We start from the raw sequence: 17,362 nt of genomic DNA, 5'->3' as shown, positions 1-17,362 counted from the left end.
CACCGAATATGCATAGGCAAAAAAGTAGTAACCGCTTTATCATTATACTCTATAGCCTTTTAAGTGCCGATTTAATAATATCTTCAACCGTAAGCGCACCGTTTTCCTTAAGTATCGCATCCAGCACCTTCTCGACATTAGCCTTTGCAAACCCAAGGGTAACCAAGGCTGATAGCGCCTCTTCTCGGGCAACATTTCCCCCAACGGGTAACATCTCTCCCTCAATCAGCTCGCTGCCAACCTTACCTTTTAGGTCGACCAGCACGCGCTGAGCTGTTTTTAGGCCAATCCCCTTAACGCTCTTAATCCGATTAAGATCTTCGGTAGTAATTGCGGTTGCCACCTCGGCAGGCGTTAGCGATGATAGCATTATTCGAGCAGTATTAGGTCCAACCCCAGATACACCTATCAACAGCCTAAACAAATCGCGCTCAACCTTATCGGCAAAAGCGAAAAGCAGCTCGGCATCTTCGCGAACAACGTGATGCAGGTATAGCTTTACATCCTTTTGTTGATGTATCTTTGAGTACGTGTTAACCGATATGTGAAGGTTGTAGCCAAATCCGTAGGCTTCTACAATTGCATTAGAAGGAGTAATTTCTATAAGGTTGCCCTTTACGTATTCGAACATGCCAAATTTTTTATATCAATTTGTTGCAAAGTTTCTTTTAGATTTGCAAATATATCTATTTGGAACAATTAGGAGGTTAAAAGGAGAAGTTTATCTGAGCTAAAATTAACCCATAAAATCGAGATTATGTTCAACCTACTCCGTAGTATACCGTTGGCAATCTTAGCATTGTACACCACAATTGCATTAGGTCAAGGACGTTCACCTCTCTCTTTCTCGTTAAAAGATCGTGTAGCTGACGTAATCCCCACAAAAACACTTCCTCCAATACCTCAAAAAGCACCTACGGCTATGCAAGCCGAAAGCAAATCGCCACGCTACTTAAAGCGGCTGGAATTTGGATCGGCGCTGGCAACCAGCATCAGCATAAACAAGGAAGCTAGAGCTGATACCGTAGGGGCTACGGTCATCCACCGCATAATGGTAAGGTCGGAAGGGGCAAAATGCCTAACGCTTAAGCTCGCCATCGAAAATGGAAAGAACTTCGATAGCCAAAACATATTCGTGTACAACCCAAGCCGCACCTACGTTGCCTACACGCTCTCCAAGCTCTCCGATCAAGGCACGCTTGTTCTTCCCCTTATTCCTGGCGACTGTGCGGTTGTTGAAATCGAAAAGCCGATAGCCAATAAGGCCAGCGTTTCCATCAGCCAGGTGGTGCACGGCGATAGGCTTCCCCTTAAGGAGTACAGCTCGGCTGCCGAGCTGTCGCAAAGCTGCAACGTAGACCTAGCCTGCCCCGCCGGAAAAGATTGGCAGGTAGAGAAGAACAGCATTGTGAAAATTATTACGAATACCTCTTCGGGGGTACGCCTATGCTCGGGAGTACTCGTAAACAACACCGCCAACAACAAGCGCCCCTACCTGCTAACAGCCCATCACTGTATACTATCCAAGGAGGATGCACAGAACTCGGTATTCTACTTTGGCTACGAGAAGATGGAGTGCGGAGCCAACTCCGTTATCCAAGGAAAATCGATTTCGGGAGCCACCCTTTTGGCAAACGGGTACAACGGGAAAATCGACTTCTCGCTGCTGGAGCTTTCGGAGGCACCACCTGCCGAATTTCTGCCCTACTATGCCGGATGGGACATCCGCAAGAATCCGTTTACCCAGCCTAGCGCAACCTGCCTGCATCATCCCAATGGCGATGCCAAGAAAATAACCGTCGATTACGACACCCCTACGCAGGGCGACTACTCGGAGGTAGACCCCTTTGCCGGATTTGAGCCCAACACCCACTGGCGCATCGAGCGCTGGGAGGTTGGCGCAACCGAGGCCGGATCGTCGGGTTCGGCGCTCTTCAACAGTAACCATCGGGTGGTGGGCAACCTCTCGGGGGGTATTGCCTCGTGCGACGACCCGGTGGACGACTTCTTTTCGGCCATTAGGGCAGGATGGGATGCCAACCCCGATCCAAAGTACCAGCTCAAGCACTGGCTCGACCCAATTATGATGGGCGACTCCACCATCGCGGGCCTGAGCAGCCACGTGACCTACGTGGAGGGCATCGACCCAAAATCGGTTAGCGTTTACCCCAACCCGGTTGGCGATGGCCTTATCCACATCCGCATTCTACCCGAATCGGACGGCTTTAAGGTTCTGGACGGCACCCTAGTGGTGAGCCTCTTCGACATCAGCGGGCGTAAAATCGGCACGAACACCTACGTTAAGCCCGCCGAAACCTTCGACTACTCCCTGCCTACCAACCATGCTGGTGTTTACCTGCTCGAAATCGTGGCTAGCGGTAGGCGCGTCGTAAAGAAGGTGGTGGTGGCGGGAATGTAGCGACAGCACGCCCCAGTAATCCTTTTTGGAGTCTTAGCGACACTTCTTACCTTACCTTACCTTACCTTGCTAAGCGTTGGCTTTTATCATTACGGCCTCCAGCCTATGTTGCATCAGGCTTGTGGCCTTGGATACTCGAGCAGAGCAAGGACGTTCCGCTCAGCGGGTTAATATGCATTGGGCTACGACAGGCTGACTCCTTTACGCCTATCTCTTTTGTGGATAATGTTTTTTAAAAAGCGAAATCCCTGCCGCTACACATTTACAACAGCACTTCTGCCAACCCATTTGTACCGTTGTACAATTACAACAGCACTTCCGCCTACCCGTTTGCACCGTTGTACAATTACAATAGCACTTCCGCATATCCGTTTGTACCGTTGTACAATTACAATAGTACTTCCGCATACCCGTTTGCATCGTTGTACAATTACAATAGCACTTCCGCATACATGCTTTTACCGTTGTAAGCAAGTATCTAGAATTATTCTAAATTTGCACCATCGAGCGGCAAACAATACATTTGCGCAAGTAAACCAAAACGGGTTGTAGGTGTTTCTACACCAGTTATAGTAAAAGAGAAGAGATGAACATCGATAATCAAGTTGTAGAAAAGGTACTATCGCAGGTAATACACCCCGACAGCGGTCAGAGCATCGTTGCCCTAGGCATGGTGGAGAACATCCGAATCGAAGACCACGACATCAAGTTTACGCTAGCCTTTAAGAAAGCCCGCGATCCTTTTGCGGCCTCCATAAAACGAGCCTGCGAAACCGCCATTGAGCAAGCGTTCCCCAGCTTTACGATAAAAGGCAACATTCTTGAGCTCGTAAAGGAGACCGAGCCTAAGAAAAAGGCCGAGAAGAAGGTGCTGGATACCCTAAGCGGCATTAAGCACCGTATAGCCATAGCCTCGGGCAAAGGGGGCGTGGGCAAGTCAACCGTTACCTCGAACCTAGCCGTAACCCTAGCCAAGATGGGCTACAAGGTGGGGCTTATTGATGCCGACATCTACGGCCCTTCTATGCCCAAGATGTTTGGCCTCGAGGGGGCCATGCCCATTATGGTAGAGGTAGATGGACAGGAGCTCATCGAGCCGGTAGAAAAGTTTGGCGTAAAGGTAATCTCGGTAGGCTTCTTCGTTAAGCTCGAGGATGCGCTCGTATGGCGAGGCCCAATGGCCACCAACGCGCTCCGCCAGATCATCCAGCAGGTAAACTGGGGCGAACTCGACTTTCTGCTCTTCGACCTACCCCCCGGAACCGGCGACGTGCACATCACCCTCTCCACCGAATTCCGCCCCGACGGCGTTATCGTGGTGGGCACCCCTCAGGAGGTTGCCCTTGCCGATGTGGTTAAGGGGATCAAGATGTTCACCGGAGCAAACCTCAACATACCGATCCTCGGGATCGTGGAGAACATGGCCTGGTTTACCCCTGCCGAGCTGCCCGAAAATAAGTACTACATCTTTGGCAAGGATGGCTGCAAGAACCTCGCCCAAAAGTACGACCTTCCCCTTTTAGGACAGATTCCAATCGTACAAAGCGTTTGCGAAGGCGGCGACAGCGGTACCCCATCATCGCTCTCGAATCCGATCGTCTCCGATACCTTCGAGCAAATTGCGCATGGAGTAGTCGCCGAGCTAAGCAAGATTTCTTCGTAAAACAACTTAGACACCCAACAATATGGAAGCCAACGATAGCTTGGTAGAAAGAATTGAAAAAGCGCTGGATACCATCCGCCCATTCCTGAAAAACGATGGCGGCGATGTACAGCTTGCCGAAATTACCCCCGATATGGTAGTTAAGGTAGTGCTGCTAGGCGCTTGCGGCAGCTGCCCCTTCAGCCTAATGACCCTCAAGAATGGTATTGAGCTAGCTATAAAACGAGATGTACCAGAAGTAAAAGAGGTCATATCCATACAAGACAACGAGGTAATCATATAACCTGCGTACAGCACAACTAAATGCCCCACTTGGTACGAATTTCGTTCAACCAATTGGGGCATCTTTCGTTTTTAAGCATCTTTTTTGCTATAATTGTCACTCCAAAAAGGCTTTGCTTGTAAGCTTTAAGGTAATTACAACTAGGTAACAATTGAAAAAGGCATTACTTATCCTGCTCTCCGGACTTCTTCTGGGATGTTCAACGCAAAAGAACACCCTAGTATCGCGCACCTACCACAACGTTACCGCAAGGTATAACTACCTCTTTAACGCCAAGGAGAGCTACAACGAAAGCATCAGCAAGTACAGCAAAGAGTACCCATTCGCCTATACATCGCTGCTTCCAGTTTTCCTTTTTTCCGATAAGCAAGCTCCATCCAAAACGGCAGAGGGAATGGATAGGGCAATCCTCAAAAGCGGTATGCTCATAAAGTACCACTCCATTACGGCAAAGCCCCGAAATGCAAAGCAAAACACGCCCGCACAGCGAGCGTTCTACAACCAGCGCGAGTTCTGCAAGTACGTTGACGACGCCTACCTCTACATCGCAAAGGCAAATGCGTTCCAGCACGAATACGGCAAAGCACAACAAGCTATCGACCAAATTCTGCTCAACTATCCAAATACCGAAACTAAAGCCGATGCCCAAATCTGGCAGGGTATCATTGCCGGAGCCGAAGGTGATTTAATCCAGTATGGCAGCGCACTAGGTACGGCCAGCCAGCTCAAAGGGCTCAGCAAGAAGCAAGCTGCCCTACTAAGGGCCGCCTGGGCCGACTACCACATTAAGAAAAACGACTACTCCAAAGCCATCGAAAATCTGGAGCAAGCCGTTTTCTTCGAAACCAGCAAAGTTGACCGAAACCGTTATCGATACATCTTGGGGCAGCTATACCTGCAAACCAACAAAAAGCAGCAAGCAGCTGCAACATTCCACAAGGTAGCCCGAAGCACCTCCTCGTACGAAATGGCCTTCAACGCTCAGCTCGACGAAGCAAGGTCGTACACCACAGGTAGTACCTCCGACCTAAAGAATATTTTGCTAAAGATGGCCAAAAGCGAACGAAACGCGCCCTACCGCGATCAGATCTACTATACCATTGGTAAAATATACCAGCAAGATAAGAACGAAAAGGAAGCACGAAACTTCTACGCCAAATCGATCAGCAGTTCTGCGCCAACCAGCAGCCAACGAGGGGTTACCTACGTAGCGCTTGCCGATATGGCCTACGATAAGAAGGACTTTGTCCAAGCCCAATCGTACTACGATAGTGCAACCCTAAATCTTGACAGTGGCCATCCAATGTACAACGAGGCTCAGCTCCGATCCAATAAGCTAGGACGACTAGCCGAAAACATGCGCGAGTATCAGCGATTAGACAGCCTTTTAAAGATGTCTGAATTAAGCGAAACAGACCTCAACAAGGTTATCGATAGTAAAATTGCTTTTCTGACCGAGCAGCAAAACAAGGCTCAAGAAGAAGCAAATACCCAGCGCCAGTACCTGATGAATCAGAATAGTCTTTCGCTAAACACCAACCAATCGGGTAGCTGGTACTTCTACAACCAATCAACCCTAGCATTTGGAGCCGCCGAGTTTAAAATGCGATGGGGACAGCGCAAACTCGAGGATAACTGGCGACGAAGAAATAAAGGAACCCTAGAACAGCTAGCCGAAGAGCAAAAAGAGGAGGAAAAGATGAAGGAGGATAATCTATCCCCTCTTTCCAGAGAATTCTATCTAAAGGATATTCCGAAATCTGCAGCAGAACGACAAAAGTATGTCGACCAAAAACAAACCGCACTCATCAATGTTGCCGAGGCTTACCGCGCAGATGCCGAAGAGCCCCACCAAGCCATTGAAACCCTCAATGGGCTAATGTCCGAAAAAATATCAGATGCAAACGAGCTCAAAGCGTACTCTACATACTACCAATCGTACCTTGCAGTTAACAACTTAAGCGAGGCTCAACGCTACAAGGAGCTCATATTGAATAAACACCCTAAAAGCGGGTTGGCGCAGTCATTTAGCAATAGCCAGCATAGCACAGATAGCCAATCGCCAGTAGTTAGCGAAGCGCTGGCAAAATGTGTTGAGCTGCTTAACGCATCGAAGTATAATGAATGTCTTTCTCTTGCCAACCAACATTCAACAACTGCAGGTGCACTCGCGCCTCAATTTGCACTTGTTAGGGCAATGGCTACAGGAGGTTTGCTCGGTAAGGATGCCTACCGTAAAGAACTCTCAGCCATAATAAGCCAATATCCTAATAGCGAGGCTGCAAAAACGGCATTAGAATACCTCAACCAACTCGACAAGCAAACGCTTAAGCTGATAAATAGCACTGATTCTGCTGAAAAGTCCAACCAAACGCCAACAAAGTCAGCAAGCATTACCAGCTACAGGGTATCGGAAGCGTGCCATATTACCATTCTTGTCATTCCAAACACAGCCAACTTCAACCAGCTTAAGTTTAATCTGGTATCGCTAAACCTTGAACTATCTCCAGAACAAGAGTTGAACATCAGCAAGCAGCAGTTCGACAGTGAAAATGATATACTAGTAATAAGCCCCTTTAACAGCAAGAAAAAAGCAATGGACTACTACTATAATCTCATTCAAAAGCAGAGCATTATCACTCAAGCAGGAATAGACAAGTTTGCCACATTTGCCATCTCCTGCGAAAACTTAGAAATCTTGCTTAAGGAAAAAAACTTGGAAGGATATGCTGGCTTCTTCTTTAATAGCTACCTTAAGTAGTACAAAAATGTCCGAGAAATACTATAACATATGCAAAAAGACTACGTATAAAAATGGTAGAATTTTAATGCTATGTACGAATAAATAGACTCCAAACATCAATTTCAGATTTATACACGTCACTTTTTTAAGCTTATAATGATCATTACGGTAAACAAGCTAGCCGACCTTGATGCAGCTGCAGAGCAAGTTATAAAGGCTATTGGAGATAGAAAGATTGTTGCCATTTATGGGCAAATGGGCGCCGGTAAAACCACGCTAATTAAGCATGTTTGCAAAGCTTTAGGGGTGCATGACGTCGTAAACAGCCCCAGCTTTTCGCTGGTAAATGAATATCAAAACCCCAACGGCGAGCCCATTTACCATTTCGACTTTTACCGTATTAACAAAATTGAGGAGGCTTACGACTTTGGTTACGAGGAATACTTCTTTAGCAACAACCTGTGCCTTGTAGAATGGCCCGAGGTAATAGAAGATTTAATTCCCAATGATGCAGCAAAGCTAACCATTCAGGTATTAGCCGATGGAAGAAGAGCAATACAAATAGTTTAACTATCTGCTTTATGGTGGAGGAAAATAGCAAAATAAGGACAAGTTTCCCTTTTGCATGGGGGTTTAACCCTCAAGAAGAGATGTTGGAGGTGAGCAGGAAAACCAAAAAGCTCACCATAGGTATTCCCAAGGAAACCACTTGTGGCGAAACTCGAATGCCGCTTACTCCCGAAGCGGTTAAAATCCTCACCCAAAGAGGACATGATGTCATTATCGAAGCAGATGCTGGCTTAAACGCCAACTTCTCTAACCTCTACTATTCGGAGAATGGTGCAACCATAGTTCAAACCCCACAGGAGGTATTTACCTCAGACATCGTTATTAAGGTTTCTCCATTTAGCCTCGATGAAGTAGCCCTAATGAATGTCAACCAAACCATCATTTCCTCGCTCCACCTCAACAAGTACACCTCCGACTTTATACGGGCAATAATGCAAAAGAAGGTCACAGCAATAGCCTCCGATGCCATAAAAGATGCAGACGGATGCTATCCAATTGTCCGTTCAATGAGCTCCATTGCTGGCTCTACTGCAATTCTTGTTGCAGCCGAACTCATGAGCACTACCAACAAAGGGAAAGGAGTCCTTTTAGGAAGCATACCTGGTATTACCCCCACCGAGGTTGTTATTCTTGGCGCAAGCACAGCTGGCGAGTACGCCGCACGAGCAGCAATTGGGCTAGGAGCCGAAGTAAAAATCGTTGACCACTCCATAAAGCGGCTAACCGAAATTCAGCAGCTATTGGGACAACGCGTTTTTACCAGCAACTATCATCCACAAATCATCGAGAAAATTCTACGAACTGCCGATGTTGTAATTGCAACAATCATCCCTGAAGATTCTCAAAACAGAATTCAGATAGATGATGATCTTGTTAAAGGGATGAAGAGTGGTGCTGTCATCATCGATCTTACCGTAGACAAAGGCGGTTCTTTTGCGTCATCGGAGTACAAAACCAACAACGATCCTCCATTTATAAAGCATAACGTTATCCACTACTGCATTCCCAATATAACCTCACGCGTAGCGCGTACAGCTTCTATCGCGCTTAGCAACGTATACATGCCGCTACTCGAAAGCATCGCAGATTCTCCTAGCATTAAAGCCTATCTAAAAGAAAATATGGGTATTCGTAATGGAGTTTACGTTTTTAACGGAATGCTAACGAACAGCTATCTAGGCGAGGTATACAATATTGCATCGAGAGATATTGACCTGCTAATGGCTGCCTTTTAGCTACTGAGCTACAAAACGATAGATAATAGAACCTTTTTGTGTGGCAGATGCCTTTTCGTCCATGGTAAAGCGCGATCGCTTTGCAGCTTTTAGCGCTTCAGCAAATAGGCATTCGCTTGCGGTGGTTCGTGCTGATATTGAGGCATCAATCACAGCCCCCCTCTGATTGACCACAATATTAACAACCACATCTCCGCCCCCCTCGCAAAGATATGCAGGCACAGGTAGGTAAACTCCTTGACGACCTTCAACAGAGTACGATAGTACCGAAGCTCCCTTATATGCTTTCTCGGAACTCGAACGTGCACTTCCACTTCCAGCCCCTTGCTGAGAAGATGGCGTTTTATCGACCTCTAAAGACTTCTTGTAGAGCTGCTGGTTAGCCCTCATACGCTCTGCCAGTTGCCGAGCCTCCTCGTAAACAGGATTCGATTTACCAAACTTATCATCGACTAACTTATCGGTTAACTTGTCGAGATTATTGTTTACAGCAACATTTCTAACAGTAGTTGCCCGATTCTCTTTTCCTTGAATTGCTAACTTTGGATCAGCGTTTTTTAAAAGTTCCTGCGCCAACTTTGCAGGATCTTCTTCTAGAGTAGCAGGGGGCTCTTGAAATTCTAAATAAACCGTATTACCTTCTTCTTTTACGGGGCTAAGCTTTAAAACTAGTACGATAACCAATATCACCAAGTGAAAAACGATTGTGCCCAACAACCCTACTTGATGCTCAACTATCCACTGTTTAAAGCCTTTCGCTTTATTCTCGTTGAAAATATCCTCCATCTAACCTGTAAAAGTTTAGACAAAAGTAATCATTAGAACAAAACGCCCACTAATCTTTATGACTTGCTAACGAAAATAGGTGTATTTGCTTTAAACAGAGCGACAAAACCCTGTCCTGATAAGAGTGTTATCGGGATCTACCTGTAGAAAGCGATCTACAGCAACGTACTAGCTCAGAAAGAACTCCTTATCGTCTACTATTATACGTTTAATAGAACTGTACTTTAATATTTTAAATTCGCCTCCATTGCTCTGATCGTTTGCCAAAAAATGCCTAGAAGAGGCTGTCAGATTGTAGTTTAATGGCAAAGAATAAGAGCCTTTCTCGTCAAAAACTAAAAAACGGTAGGTTGCTTCAATTAATAGTTTTTTGAGCACATCCTCGTCAAAAATAAAAACTCGCATAGCTCCCTTAATTTATGTTTATACTCAGACCAATAAAATCAATGAACTACGACGAACTGTCGTTATTTAGCTGTTTGTTAAAAAAAGGAATATTTATACAGATTTCAAAGAAACAAGAGTGAAAGTTTTAAACTTTATCAAAATAGTTATCAACAGGTCAACATTTATTTTGATAATTATTCTTTAGCGGTTGCTATCTTTGCTGCAAAATTGAGAAATGCACAAACAATACCTTCAATCAAACGCTTTTCGGTGGACTCTAGAACTAGCCGGATCCCCCAAAAGGTTGCTCGTAAACATTGTCATCTTTATTCTAATGGGTATTGGAAGTATTTCGAGCAACAACAATACCACCTTTTTTATCCTTTCCTTTACAGGAATCGTATCTTGTATACTAAATTATTGCTTGTATAGTTTAGCACGTGTTTCTATTGATAAAGCCTCGGAAAAAGGATTGGCTCCCGTTTTAAGAGCACAACGCATAAAGCTATTTTTTTGGATTGATACCGTTCTCATACTTACCTTATCGGCACTTATAGTAACAAACGTTCTTACTTCTTCAGTATTTAAAGCTGTAGCCTGCCCGCTGCTACCAACTATTCAGCTACTAGGCATACGAGGATTACTTATATTCTACTTAACTTAAGTAAAGAGGCTATCTCGAAGATAATTTAGAAGAAAGAGATACACAAATTGTGTAAAATTCATTTTTTTTTTGTTTGTTTATATTGACTATTAGGACGTAGAAAACTGGCAAACTAATTAAAGTTTTCGAGAGGACTTTTTTTAATAATTTTGTAAATAAAATTTCCTGTGAATATAAGCCACTACATCCAAGAACTTCTCTTCACCAAACAAAAGGTGGTGTTGCCCTACATTGGCTCCTTTGAAATGGTGAGCAAGCCTGCGCACATAGATGGGGCAACGGGAACAATTACACCTCCATCTAAAACCATAAAGTTTAGCCATAACGAAGGGACCGATTATTCGACACTTGTAAACCACGTTGCAAAAAGAAACGGCATTTCTCCTGCAAAAGCCCTCAAGCAGATCTGCATTTTTGCTGAAGAGTTGAACAACCGTATGCATAATGGAGAAGAAGCAGAAATAGAAGGAGTTGGAATACTTAGAATAATTGGGAGTGGTACAGTCATTTTTCTGCCATTCTCAAGCTACAGCAATTTAGGGGAGTCTTTTGGACTACCAACTATAAGCATCGCAAAAAAGGGTAAAATAGAGCAAGTAGAGGATTCTGATGCCATAGAAGAGCAAGCCTTAGAAAATCAACCAGAACAAGAAAAGATCTCTGAAACGTTGGAAAGGCTTGAAAGCAAAAAAGAAGTTTTAGAAGAAGAACCCTTTGAACTTATTGATGATTTTGTAGAGGAATCCTCTACAGATCAAACAATTTCTCAACCAGCGACAGCCACAGAACAGAAGCAAGAAACCAAGGAAGCAGAAGAGGTAAAAGTTGAAAAACAGGAACCTGCGACTCCAGAAGTAAAAGAACAACCAATTCTGGAAGAGAAGAAAGAAGAGCCAATTGCAGCAGCAATCCCAATAAAGGAGGAACAACTAGCAGAAAAGACACACCCCGAAGACATAAAAGCGGAACAACACCCCCTTTTTCTTAAGAAAGAAAGCCTACAAGAAAAAGTAAATTTATCGAGTATAGAGAATAACGAAACAAAAAAGGAAGTTCCTTTACGTAGAAACAGTGCCGGTTGGATATGGCCAACTCTTGTTATTGTCTGCATACTAGCAATAGGACTTGTAGCCCTGTACCACTATAATCCAAAATTATTTGGATTTATACTACCAGACAGCAATAACGAAATGGTTATTGAGCCAACAGTTCCTTCTGATGTTGATTCTTCGTACTACAAAACACTCACTAGTGCGGCTGCCGATACGTCTTCGGCCATTGACGATAGTACTAGAATTGATAGTGCAAGAGCAAACTTGCAAAAGATAGATAGCACATTGAAAAAGCCATCTGCAACTAAAACTACAGCAAAAGCACCTAATCTTTCGGCAAAAAAGCCAATGACGAAAGAAGAGATGGAAAACCTAATCAACGAAAAGTTGAAATTAGGTAGTGCCGCGGCTAAAACTAACGATACCCAACAAAGGGTTATAGCCAACAAGCAAATACCAGAAGCCAAGACTCAGGTTAAACCAACAACAGGAGCCTACCATGTAATTGCAGCAAGCGTTGCAAACATGGAAGAGGCTAAAAAGGTTTCTGAATCACTAAAATCAAAAGGTTACGCTCCCCTTATTATGGAGAACGGGAAAGGACGAATTCGAATAAGTATTGGAAGCTATCCTACATCTAGGCAAGCCGTAAATGCAGCCAATGCTGCAAAAAGAAAGGTTGGCATAAATGCATGGATACTTAATCCTTAACAATCCCAAACAATAAGATATAAAGTAGCCCCATTGAGCAATTGGAATGGGGCTACTTTCTTTTATTAAAACTACAAAGTACCATCTTCGTTACTCAGAAAGAGGTTGGGTACCGAAAGGTAGCGTTCGCCAGTATCGTAGTTAAATGTTAGTATTCTTGCTCCCTTGGGGATTTCATAAAGCTTTTGGTTTATTGCAGAAAGAGATGCTCCACTAGAAATGCCTACAAATAGCCCTTCTTGCGATGCTGCCCTACGTACAAAGTCGAAGGCATCATTACCATCAACCTTAATAACGCCATCTAGCAAAGAGGTATCCAAATTCTTTGGAATGAAGCCAGCACCTATTCCCTGCAGAGGATGAGGGGATGGCTGTCCTCCACTTATCACTGGAGAATTAACGGGCTCAACAGCGAGCACCTTCAGGGCTGGCCACTTCTTCTTCAGCACCCTAGCTACACCCGTAATGTGCCCTCCTGTTCCTACTCCTGTAATTATGTAATCGATACCCTCAGGAAAATCAGCAATAATTTCAAGAGCAGTAGCCTCCTCGTGTGCACGAATATTCGCAGGATTATCAAACTGCATTGGAATCCATACCTTGGAATTTTGAGCAGCCATCTCGTTAGCTCGCTCTATAGCTCCCTTCATGCCCTTTTCGCGAGGAGTAAGAACAAATTCGGCACCGTAAGCGCTCATTATCGCCCGACGCTCAACCGACATCGATTCGGGCATAACCAGCACCACCTTATACCCAAGTGCAGCGCCAACCAACGCTAATCCTATGCCGGTATTCCCCGATGTTGGCTCAACAATTATAGAATCCTTGGTGAGAATTCCTTCCGCTTCGGCATCTCGAATCATTGACAGCGCAACGCGATCCTTAATGCTACCACCTGGGTTCTGTTTTTCCAACTTAATCCAAATTTCATAGTCATTGCCAAAAAGTCGGTTAATTCGTATGTGAGGCGTGTTGCCAATCACATCAACAATAGAGTTTGCTCTCATTTGCAGATATTTTTACAGTAAACAATTTTTGATTCCATGTTATTGAAGATCTTAGTTCGCGGAGGTACACTCTCGGTAAGCCAAACGTTACCTCCAACAATGCTCTCGCGCCCCACAACCGTATCGCCACCAAGAATGGTAGCCCCTGCATAAATAGTAACATCATCTTCAATTGTTGGATGACGCTTAACCTCGGCATCAGCCTTATGAACAGAAAGAGCACCAAGGGTTACCCCTTGATAAATCTTCACGTTATTCCCAATAATGGTGGTTTCTCCAATCACAATTCCAGTTCCATGATCAATAAAGAAACCTTGGCCTATATGTGCCCCTGGATTAATGTCGATTCCAGTTTTGCTATGAGCCAGCTCCGAAAATATTCGAGGAATAAGAGGAACGCCTGCAACGTAAAGCAAATGGGCAATCCGGTAGGTGGCAATGGCAAAAAAGCCTGGGTACACCATGGCTACCTCCTCGGCCGATGAGGCTGCAGGATCATTTTCTGCAATAAACCGCGCATCTTCCATAAGCAGCTCGCGCACTTTTCCTAAGTGCCCAAAAAACTGATCAACCGTGTAGGTTATGCTGGAATGATTCTCGTCGAGCAGCAGTAGAATCTTCTTTAGCTCCACCTTAAGCTCCTCTTCCGAATAAACTTTCTCCGGATAGCACAACGTTTCGCAAAGCACATGAGGATGCACAAACGATATTAGTCCACTATGATAGTTTTTTGCACGTACCACCACTTCTAGCTGGCGGATTTTTTGGTCTAATTCTGCTTGATTACCTTCTTTCATCTTAGTAATAAAAAAAGCCCCCTACCACTAAGGTAGAGGGCCTACATATCTTACAATATAGCATATAATCTACCCGTGCTGGTGCAAAACGCAACAACAGCAACAGGTAAACATATATGACATTCCTTTGTTCATCCTTTTACATTACAATAGCTTGACGCACGTAAAGCACTGTTAACGCTATTTTTTCAAACTGCTCTTTTGTGATATTCTCGCCAACAACAGGTTCGTACGCCTTCTTTATTGGTAGGAGCATTCTTAACGTTTCCTCCACATTTTTGCTCTCCTTGTTCTGCTCCAGCAACTCCAACACCTTATCGAGTGTTTGCTTTTGGTTTGCCACAACTCTCAGAAAAACCTCGTTTTTAGGTGTCGACTTGGCAATCTCTATAGTAGTGTAGAGGCCTTCTACCCAGCTTCCCGTCATAACAAGAATCGAAAGATAGTCTTTTCCGTTATTCTGCAAAAACGCATAGGTATCCAAGTACGAGTCGGAGATAATCCGAGTCAATGAGTCTTTATTGTCAACATTTTGCTCAACTCGCTCTGCAAAAGAGGCATTAAACTCGGTCGAAATCTGAAGCTCGTCGATTAGCTTTTTGCAAACCTTCAAATAGTTTAAGGTTTCCTGCTTCATCCCGTAGGTGCTGGAATAGCTCATATTGGCACCGTAAACGCCTAGATTTAGAGCCTTATCCTTATCGGTAATGTACTTATCTACCTTTTCCACTGGATTGCATAGCGAAAAGATGTAGGTAGCCTTTGCATCGTTAAGCGCCTTTGTAATCTTATCGGGAGTTGGAATGGGGTACTTCATAACCTCGCGAACCACCTGTTCCTTGTTTAGCGTCAGGTCGTTGTTTTCCTTTTTTGATTGGCTACACGATACGGCTAAAACAGCAACAACCAGAATAGCGACCTTAAAAAAATACCTAATCATAATCTCAACCAACAAAGTTTCCGTAATGTTAGCAATAAAGTTGTTAAAACCTATTTCGATAAGCTTTTTGAAGCTGTTATATGGAGGGTATTTTGCTCAATTTTGATAATGAGTAACCCTAAGGTCGATTTCGTTAGCAGAGCACCGGCCTATCAAGTTGCTTGGAAATCTCGGTTCGAACCATATTAAGCGCCGTTATGCGCCGCGTCATCTCTTCGAAGTTTTCCTCTGTGATATTCTTCAGCTCCTCCATCAGGTTTTTAATGGCCAGCGCAATAACCTTAGCCTTGTAGCTGGTTATCGCTTTGGGTACTGCTTCAGAAAGAAACTCAATTCCCTCACTCTCCGATTGCCCGAACTTCTTCCAGATGTTGCTCAGCACGTACTCTTCCGATTGGAGGTTAATTACCAGCTCGCTTATCTTTAGGTTCTCGTGATGGATAAAGTGCGTAATGTTGGGTTCTTGGTTGTTGGCTATAAGCTCGGCAAAGTCGTCGAATATTTGGCGGTACTCCAGGTTTAGGAACTCGAGCTCGTCGTTGGCAATTTCGGAGATGATGTACTGTCCAACGTTTATCTCGTGCTCATAGCCATCGTCGTCGGTATAGGTAAAGAGCTTTACGTTGGCATACTTTAGGAGGAAGTAGATGATCTCCTTCTCCTGCTCTTCGCAAAAGACGTTGTTAACGAACGACGGAATGGCTGGGGTATGCAGCTCGGGTTTGGACTGCTGCAGAATGGTGGTGTTCTGCGTAACGGCAGCCCCAATCTTCTTGCTGCGCAGCGACGACATCTCCTGGATGAGCGTCTCCTCGGCCACCTCGAACATCTTGGAGCACTCGCGGATGTACACCGAGCGGATGATGGTATCGGGGATAACCGAGATGGAGTGCATCACATCGGTAATTAGCCCGGCGCGCTTTATGGGGTCGTTATCGGCATCCTTTAAAAGGAGCTTGGTCTTGAAGCTGATGAAGTCGGCCTCGTTGTCGGCAATGTACTGCTTAAGCTCGGTTACGGAGTGCGACTTGGCAAACGAATCGGGGTCTTCGCCATCGGGCAGCAGCACCACCTTTACGTTGAGCCCCTCCTCCAGAATCATATCGATACCGCGTAGCGAAGCCTTGATGCCGGCCGCATCGCCGTCGTAGAGCACGGTGACGTTGGTGGTGAAGCGCTTGATGAGCCTAATCTGCTCGGTGGTGAGCGAGGTACCCGACGAGGCCACCACGTTCTCTATGCCCGCCTGGTGCATCGAGAGCACATCGGTGTACCCCTCCACAAGGTAGCAGCGGTTCTCCTGGGTGATGCTCTTCTTGGCAAAGAAGATGCCGTACAGGGTAAAGCTCTTGTGGTAGATCTCCGACTCGGGCGAGTTCAGGTACTTGGCCACCTTCTTATCGGTCTTCAGCGTACGGCCTCCGAAGCCAATTACACGTCCGCTGATGGAGTGGATGGGAAACATCACGCGCCCATGGAAGCGGTCGAACAGCGCCTCGTTATGCTCTACCGAGAGCCCCGTCTTTATCAGAAAATCCTTCTTGTACCCCTGCTTGCCCGCATACTGCGAGAAGGCGCTGCGGGTGTCGAGGCAGTAGCCCAGCTGGAACTTCTTGATGATGTCGTCGCGGAAGCCGCGCTCGCGGAAGTAGCTCATGCCGATCGTCTTTCCATCGACATGGTTGAAGAGCGTATCGGTGAAGTACTTTTGGGCAAAGGCCGAGAGCACCATCATGCTCTCGCGGTCGTTGTTCTGCTGCACCTCCTGCTGCGAGAGCTCGCGCTCCTTGATCTCGATGCCGTACTTCTTGGCTAGGAAGCGCAGCGCATCCACATACTCGAGCTTCTCGTGCTCCATGACAAACGTCACGGCGTTGCCCGCCTTGCCGCAGCCAAAGCACTTGAAGATGCCCTTGGCGCCCGATACGGTAAACGACGGCGTCTTCTCGTTATGGAACGGGCAACAGCCAAGGTAGTTCACCCCCCGCTTCTTCAGGGATACGAACTCGCCTACAACCTCAACGATGTTGGCCGCATCAATAATTCTATCAACCGTTGTTTTATCTATCATTGCCCTGAGCTATCTTTATAAGGTGGATTGGGAC

Annotated in this window: 14 protein-coding genes; 7 read left to right on the top strand and 7 right to left on the bottom strand. The window is 45.5% G+C overall.

What is annotated here, in order from left to right; translation table 11 throughout:
• Positions 1 to 49: 49 nt before the first annotated feature.
• The gene (gene ruvA / locus CLV25_RS06760) at positions 50 to 631 is read right to left on the bottom strand and encodes a Holliday junction branch migration protein RuvA (RefSeq protein ID WP_131838878.1); all 582 of its coding nucleotides are present in this window, start codon (positions 629 to 631) and stop codon (positions 50 to 52) included.
• A 126-nt stretch (positions 632 to 757) separates the two neighbouring features.
• Here ruvA and CLV25_RS06755 point away from each other — a divergent pair, with 126 nt between their 5' ends.
• From CLV25_RS06755 to CLV25_RS06730, 6 genes are all read left to right on the top strand, one after another.
• Positions 758 to 2,419, top strand: coding sequence for a trypsin-like peptidase domain-containing protein (locus CLV25_RS06755; RefSeq protein ID WP_131838877.1), 1,662 nt, complete (start codon positions 758 to 760; stop codon positions 2,417 to 2,419).
• 586 nt (positions 2,420 to 3,005) lie between these two features.
• The gene (locus CLV25_RS06750) at positions 3,006 to 4,082 is read left to right on the top strand and encodes an Mrp/NBP35 family ATP-binding protein (protein ID WP_131838876.1); all 1,077 of its coding nucleotides are present in this window, start codon (positions 3,006 to 3,008) and stop codon (positions 4,080 to 4,082) included.
• Positions 4,083 to 4,104: 22 nt separating this feature from the next.
• Entirely contained in the window at positions 4,105 to 4,365 is a 261-nt protein-coding gene (locus CLV25_RS06745; protein WP_207895598.1) for a NifU family protein, read from the top strand.
• 151 nt (positions 4,366 to 4,516) lie between these two features.
• Positions 4,517 to 7,126, top strand: a complete 2,610-nt coding sequence (gene porW / locus CLV25_RS06740) for a type IX secretion system periplasmic lipoprotein PorW/SprE (RefSeq protein WP_131838875.1) — start codon at positions 4,517 to 4,519, stop codon at positions 7,124 to 7,126.
• 138 nt (positions 7,127 to 7,264) lie between these two features.
• Positions 7,265 to 7,678 carry a tRNA (adenosine(37)-N6)-threonylcarbamoyltransferase complex ATPase subunit type 1 TsaE gene (gene tsaE, locus CLV25_RS06735; RefSeq protein ID WP_131838874.1) on the top strand — a complete coding sequence of 138 codons (414 nt, stop codon included), beginning with the start codon at positions 7,265 to 7,267 and terminating at the stop codon, positions 7,676 to 7,678.
• An 11-nt stretch (positions 7,679 to 7,689) separates the two neighbouring features.
• Entirely contained in the window at positions 7,690 to 8,913 is a 1,224-nt protein-coding gene (locus CLV25_RS06730) for an alanine dehydrogenase (protein WP_131838873.1), read from the top strand.
• On the opposite strand, the gene CLV25_RS06725 is transcribed toward CLV25_RS06730, so the two are convergent.
• Positions 8,914 to 9,699 (bottom strand): energy transducer TonB, encoded by a 786-nt coding sequence (locus CLV25_RS06725; protein WP_131838872.1) that lies wholly within the window; start codon positions 9,697 to 9,699, stop codon positions 8,914 to 8,916. It abuts the gene before it with no gap.
• A gap of 168 nt (positions 9,700 to 9,867) precedes the next feature.
• Positions 9,868 to 10,104, bottom strand: coding sequence for a phospholipase D-like domain-containing protein (locus CLV25_RS06720; protein WP_131838871.1), 237 nt, complete (start codon positions 10,102 to 10,104; stop codon positions 9,868 to 9,870).
• Positions 10,105 to 10,917: 813 nt separating this feature from the next.
• Between CLV25_RS06720 and CLV25_RS06715 the strand changes: the two genes are divergently transcribed.
• Positions 10,918 to 12,513, top strand: coding sequence for an SPOR domain-containing protein (locus CLV25_RS06715; protein ID WP_131838870.1), 1,596 nt, complete (start codon positions 10,918 to 10,920; stop codon positions 12,511 to 12,513).
• A gap of 71 nt (positions 12,514 to 12,584) precedes the next feature.
• Here the strand turns inward: CLV25_RS06715 and cysK are convergent, their stop codons facing one another.
• The 4 genes from cysK to dnaG form a co-directional block, all read right to left on the bottom strand.
• On the bottom strand, positions 12,585 to 13,526 hold the full coding sequence (gene cysK / locus CLV25_RS06710) for a cysteine synthase A (RefSeq protein WP_394345236.1): 942 nt from the start codon (positions 13,524 to 13,526) through the stop codon (positions 12,585 to 12,587).
• Complete coding sequence (gene epsC, locus CLV25_RS06705) at positions 13,517 to 14,317, bottom strand: serine O-acetyltransferase EpsC (RefSeq protein WP_131838868.1); 801 nt, start codon at positions 14,315 to 14,317, stop codon at positions 13,517 to 13,519. The genes cysK and epsC overlap by 10 nt, the downstream gene beginning before the upstream one ends.
• Positions 14,318 to 14,456: 139 nt before the next feature.
• Complete coding sequence (locus CLV25_RS06700) at positions 14,457 to 15,257, bottom strand: hypothetical protein (RefSeq protein WP_131838867.1); 801 nt, start codon at positions 15,255 to 15,257, stop codon at positions 14,457 to 14,459.
• 133 nt (positions 15,258 to 15,390) lie between these two features.
• The gene (gene dnaG / locus CLV25_RS06695) at positions 15,391 to 17,328 is read right to left on the bottom strand and encodes a DNA primase (protein WP_131838866.1); all 1,938 of its coding nucleotides are present in this window, start codon (positions 17,326 to 17,328) and stop codon (positions 15,391 to 15,393) included.
• Positions 17,329 to 17,362: the final 34 nt, after the last annotated feature.

Origin of the sequence: Acetobacteroides hydrogenigenes (genome assembly GCF_004340205.1) — a bacterium.
Lineage (GTDB): Bacteria > Bacteroidota > Bacteroidia > Bacteroidales > ZOR0009 > Acetobacteroides > Acetobacteroides hydrogenigenes.
Note: the sequence above shows the minus strand (reverse complement) of the source record. Positions and strands in the feature narration are given on the sequence as shown.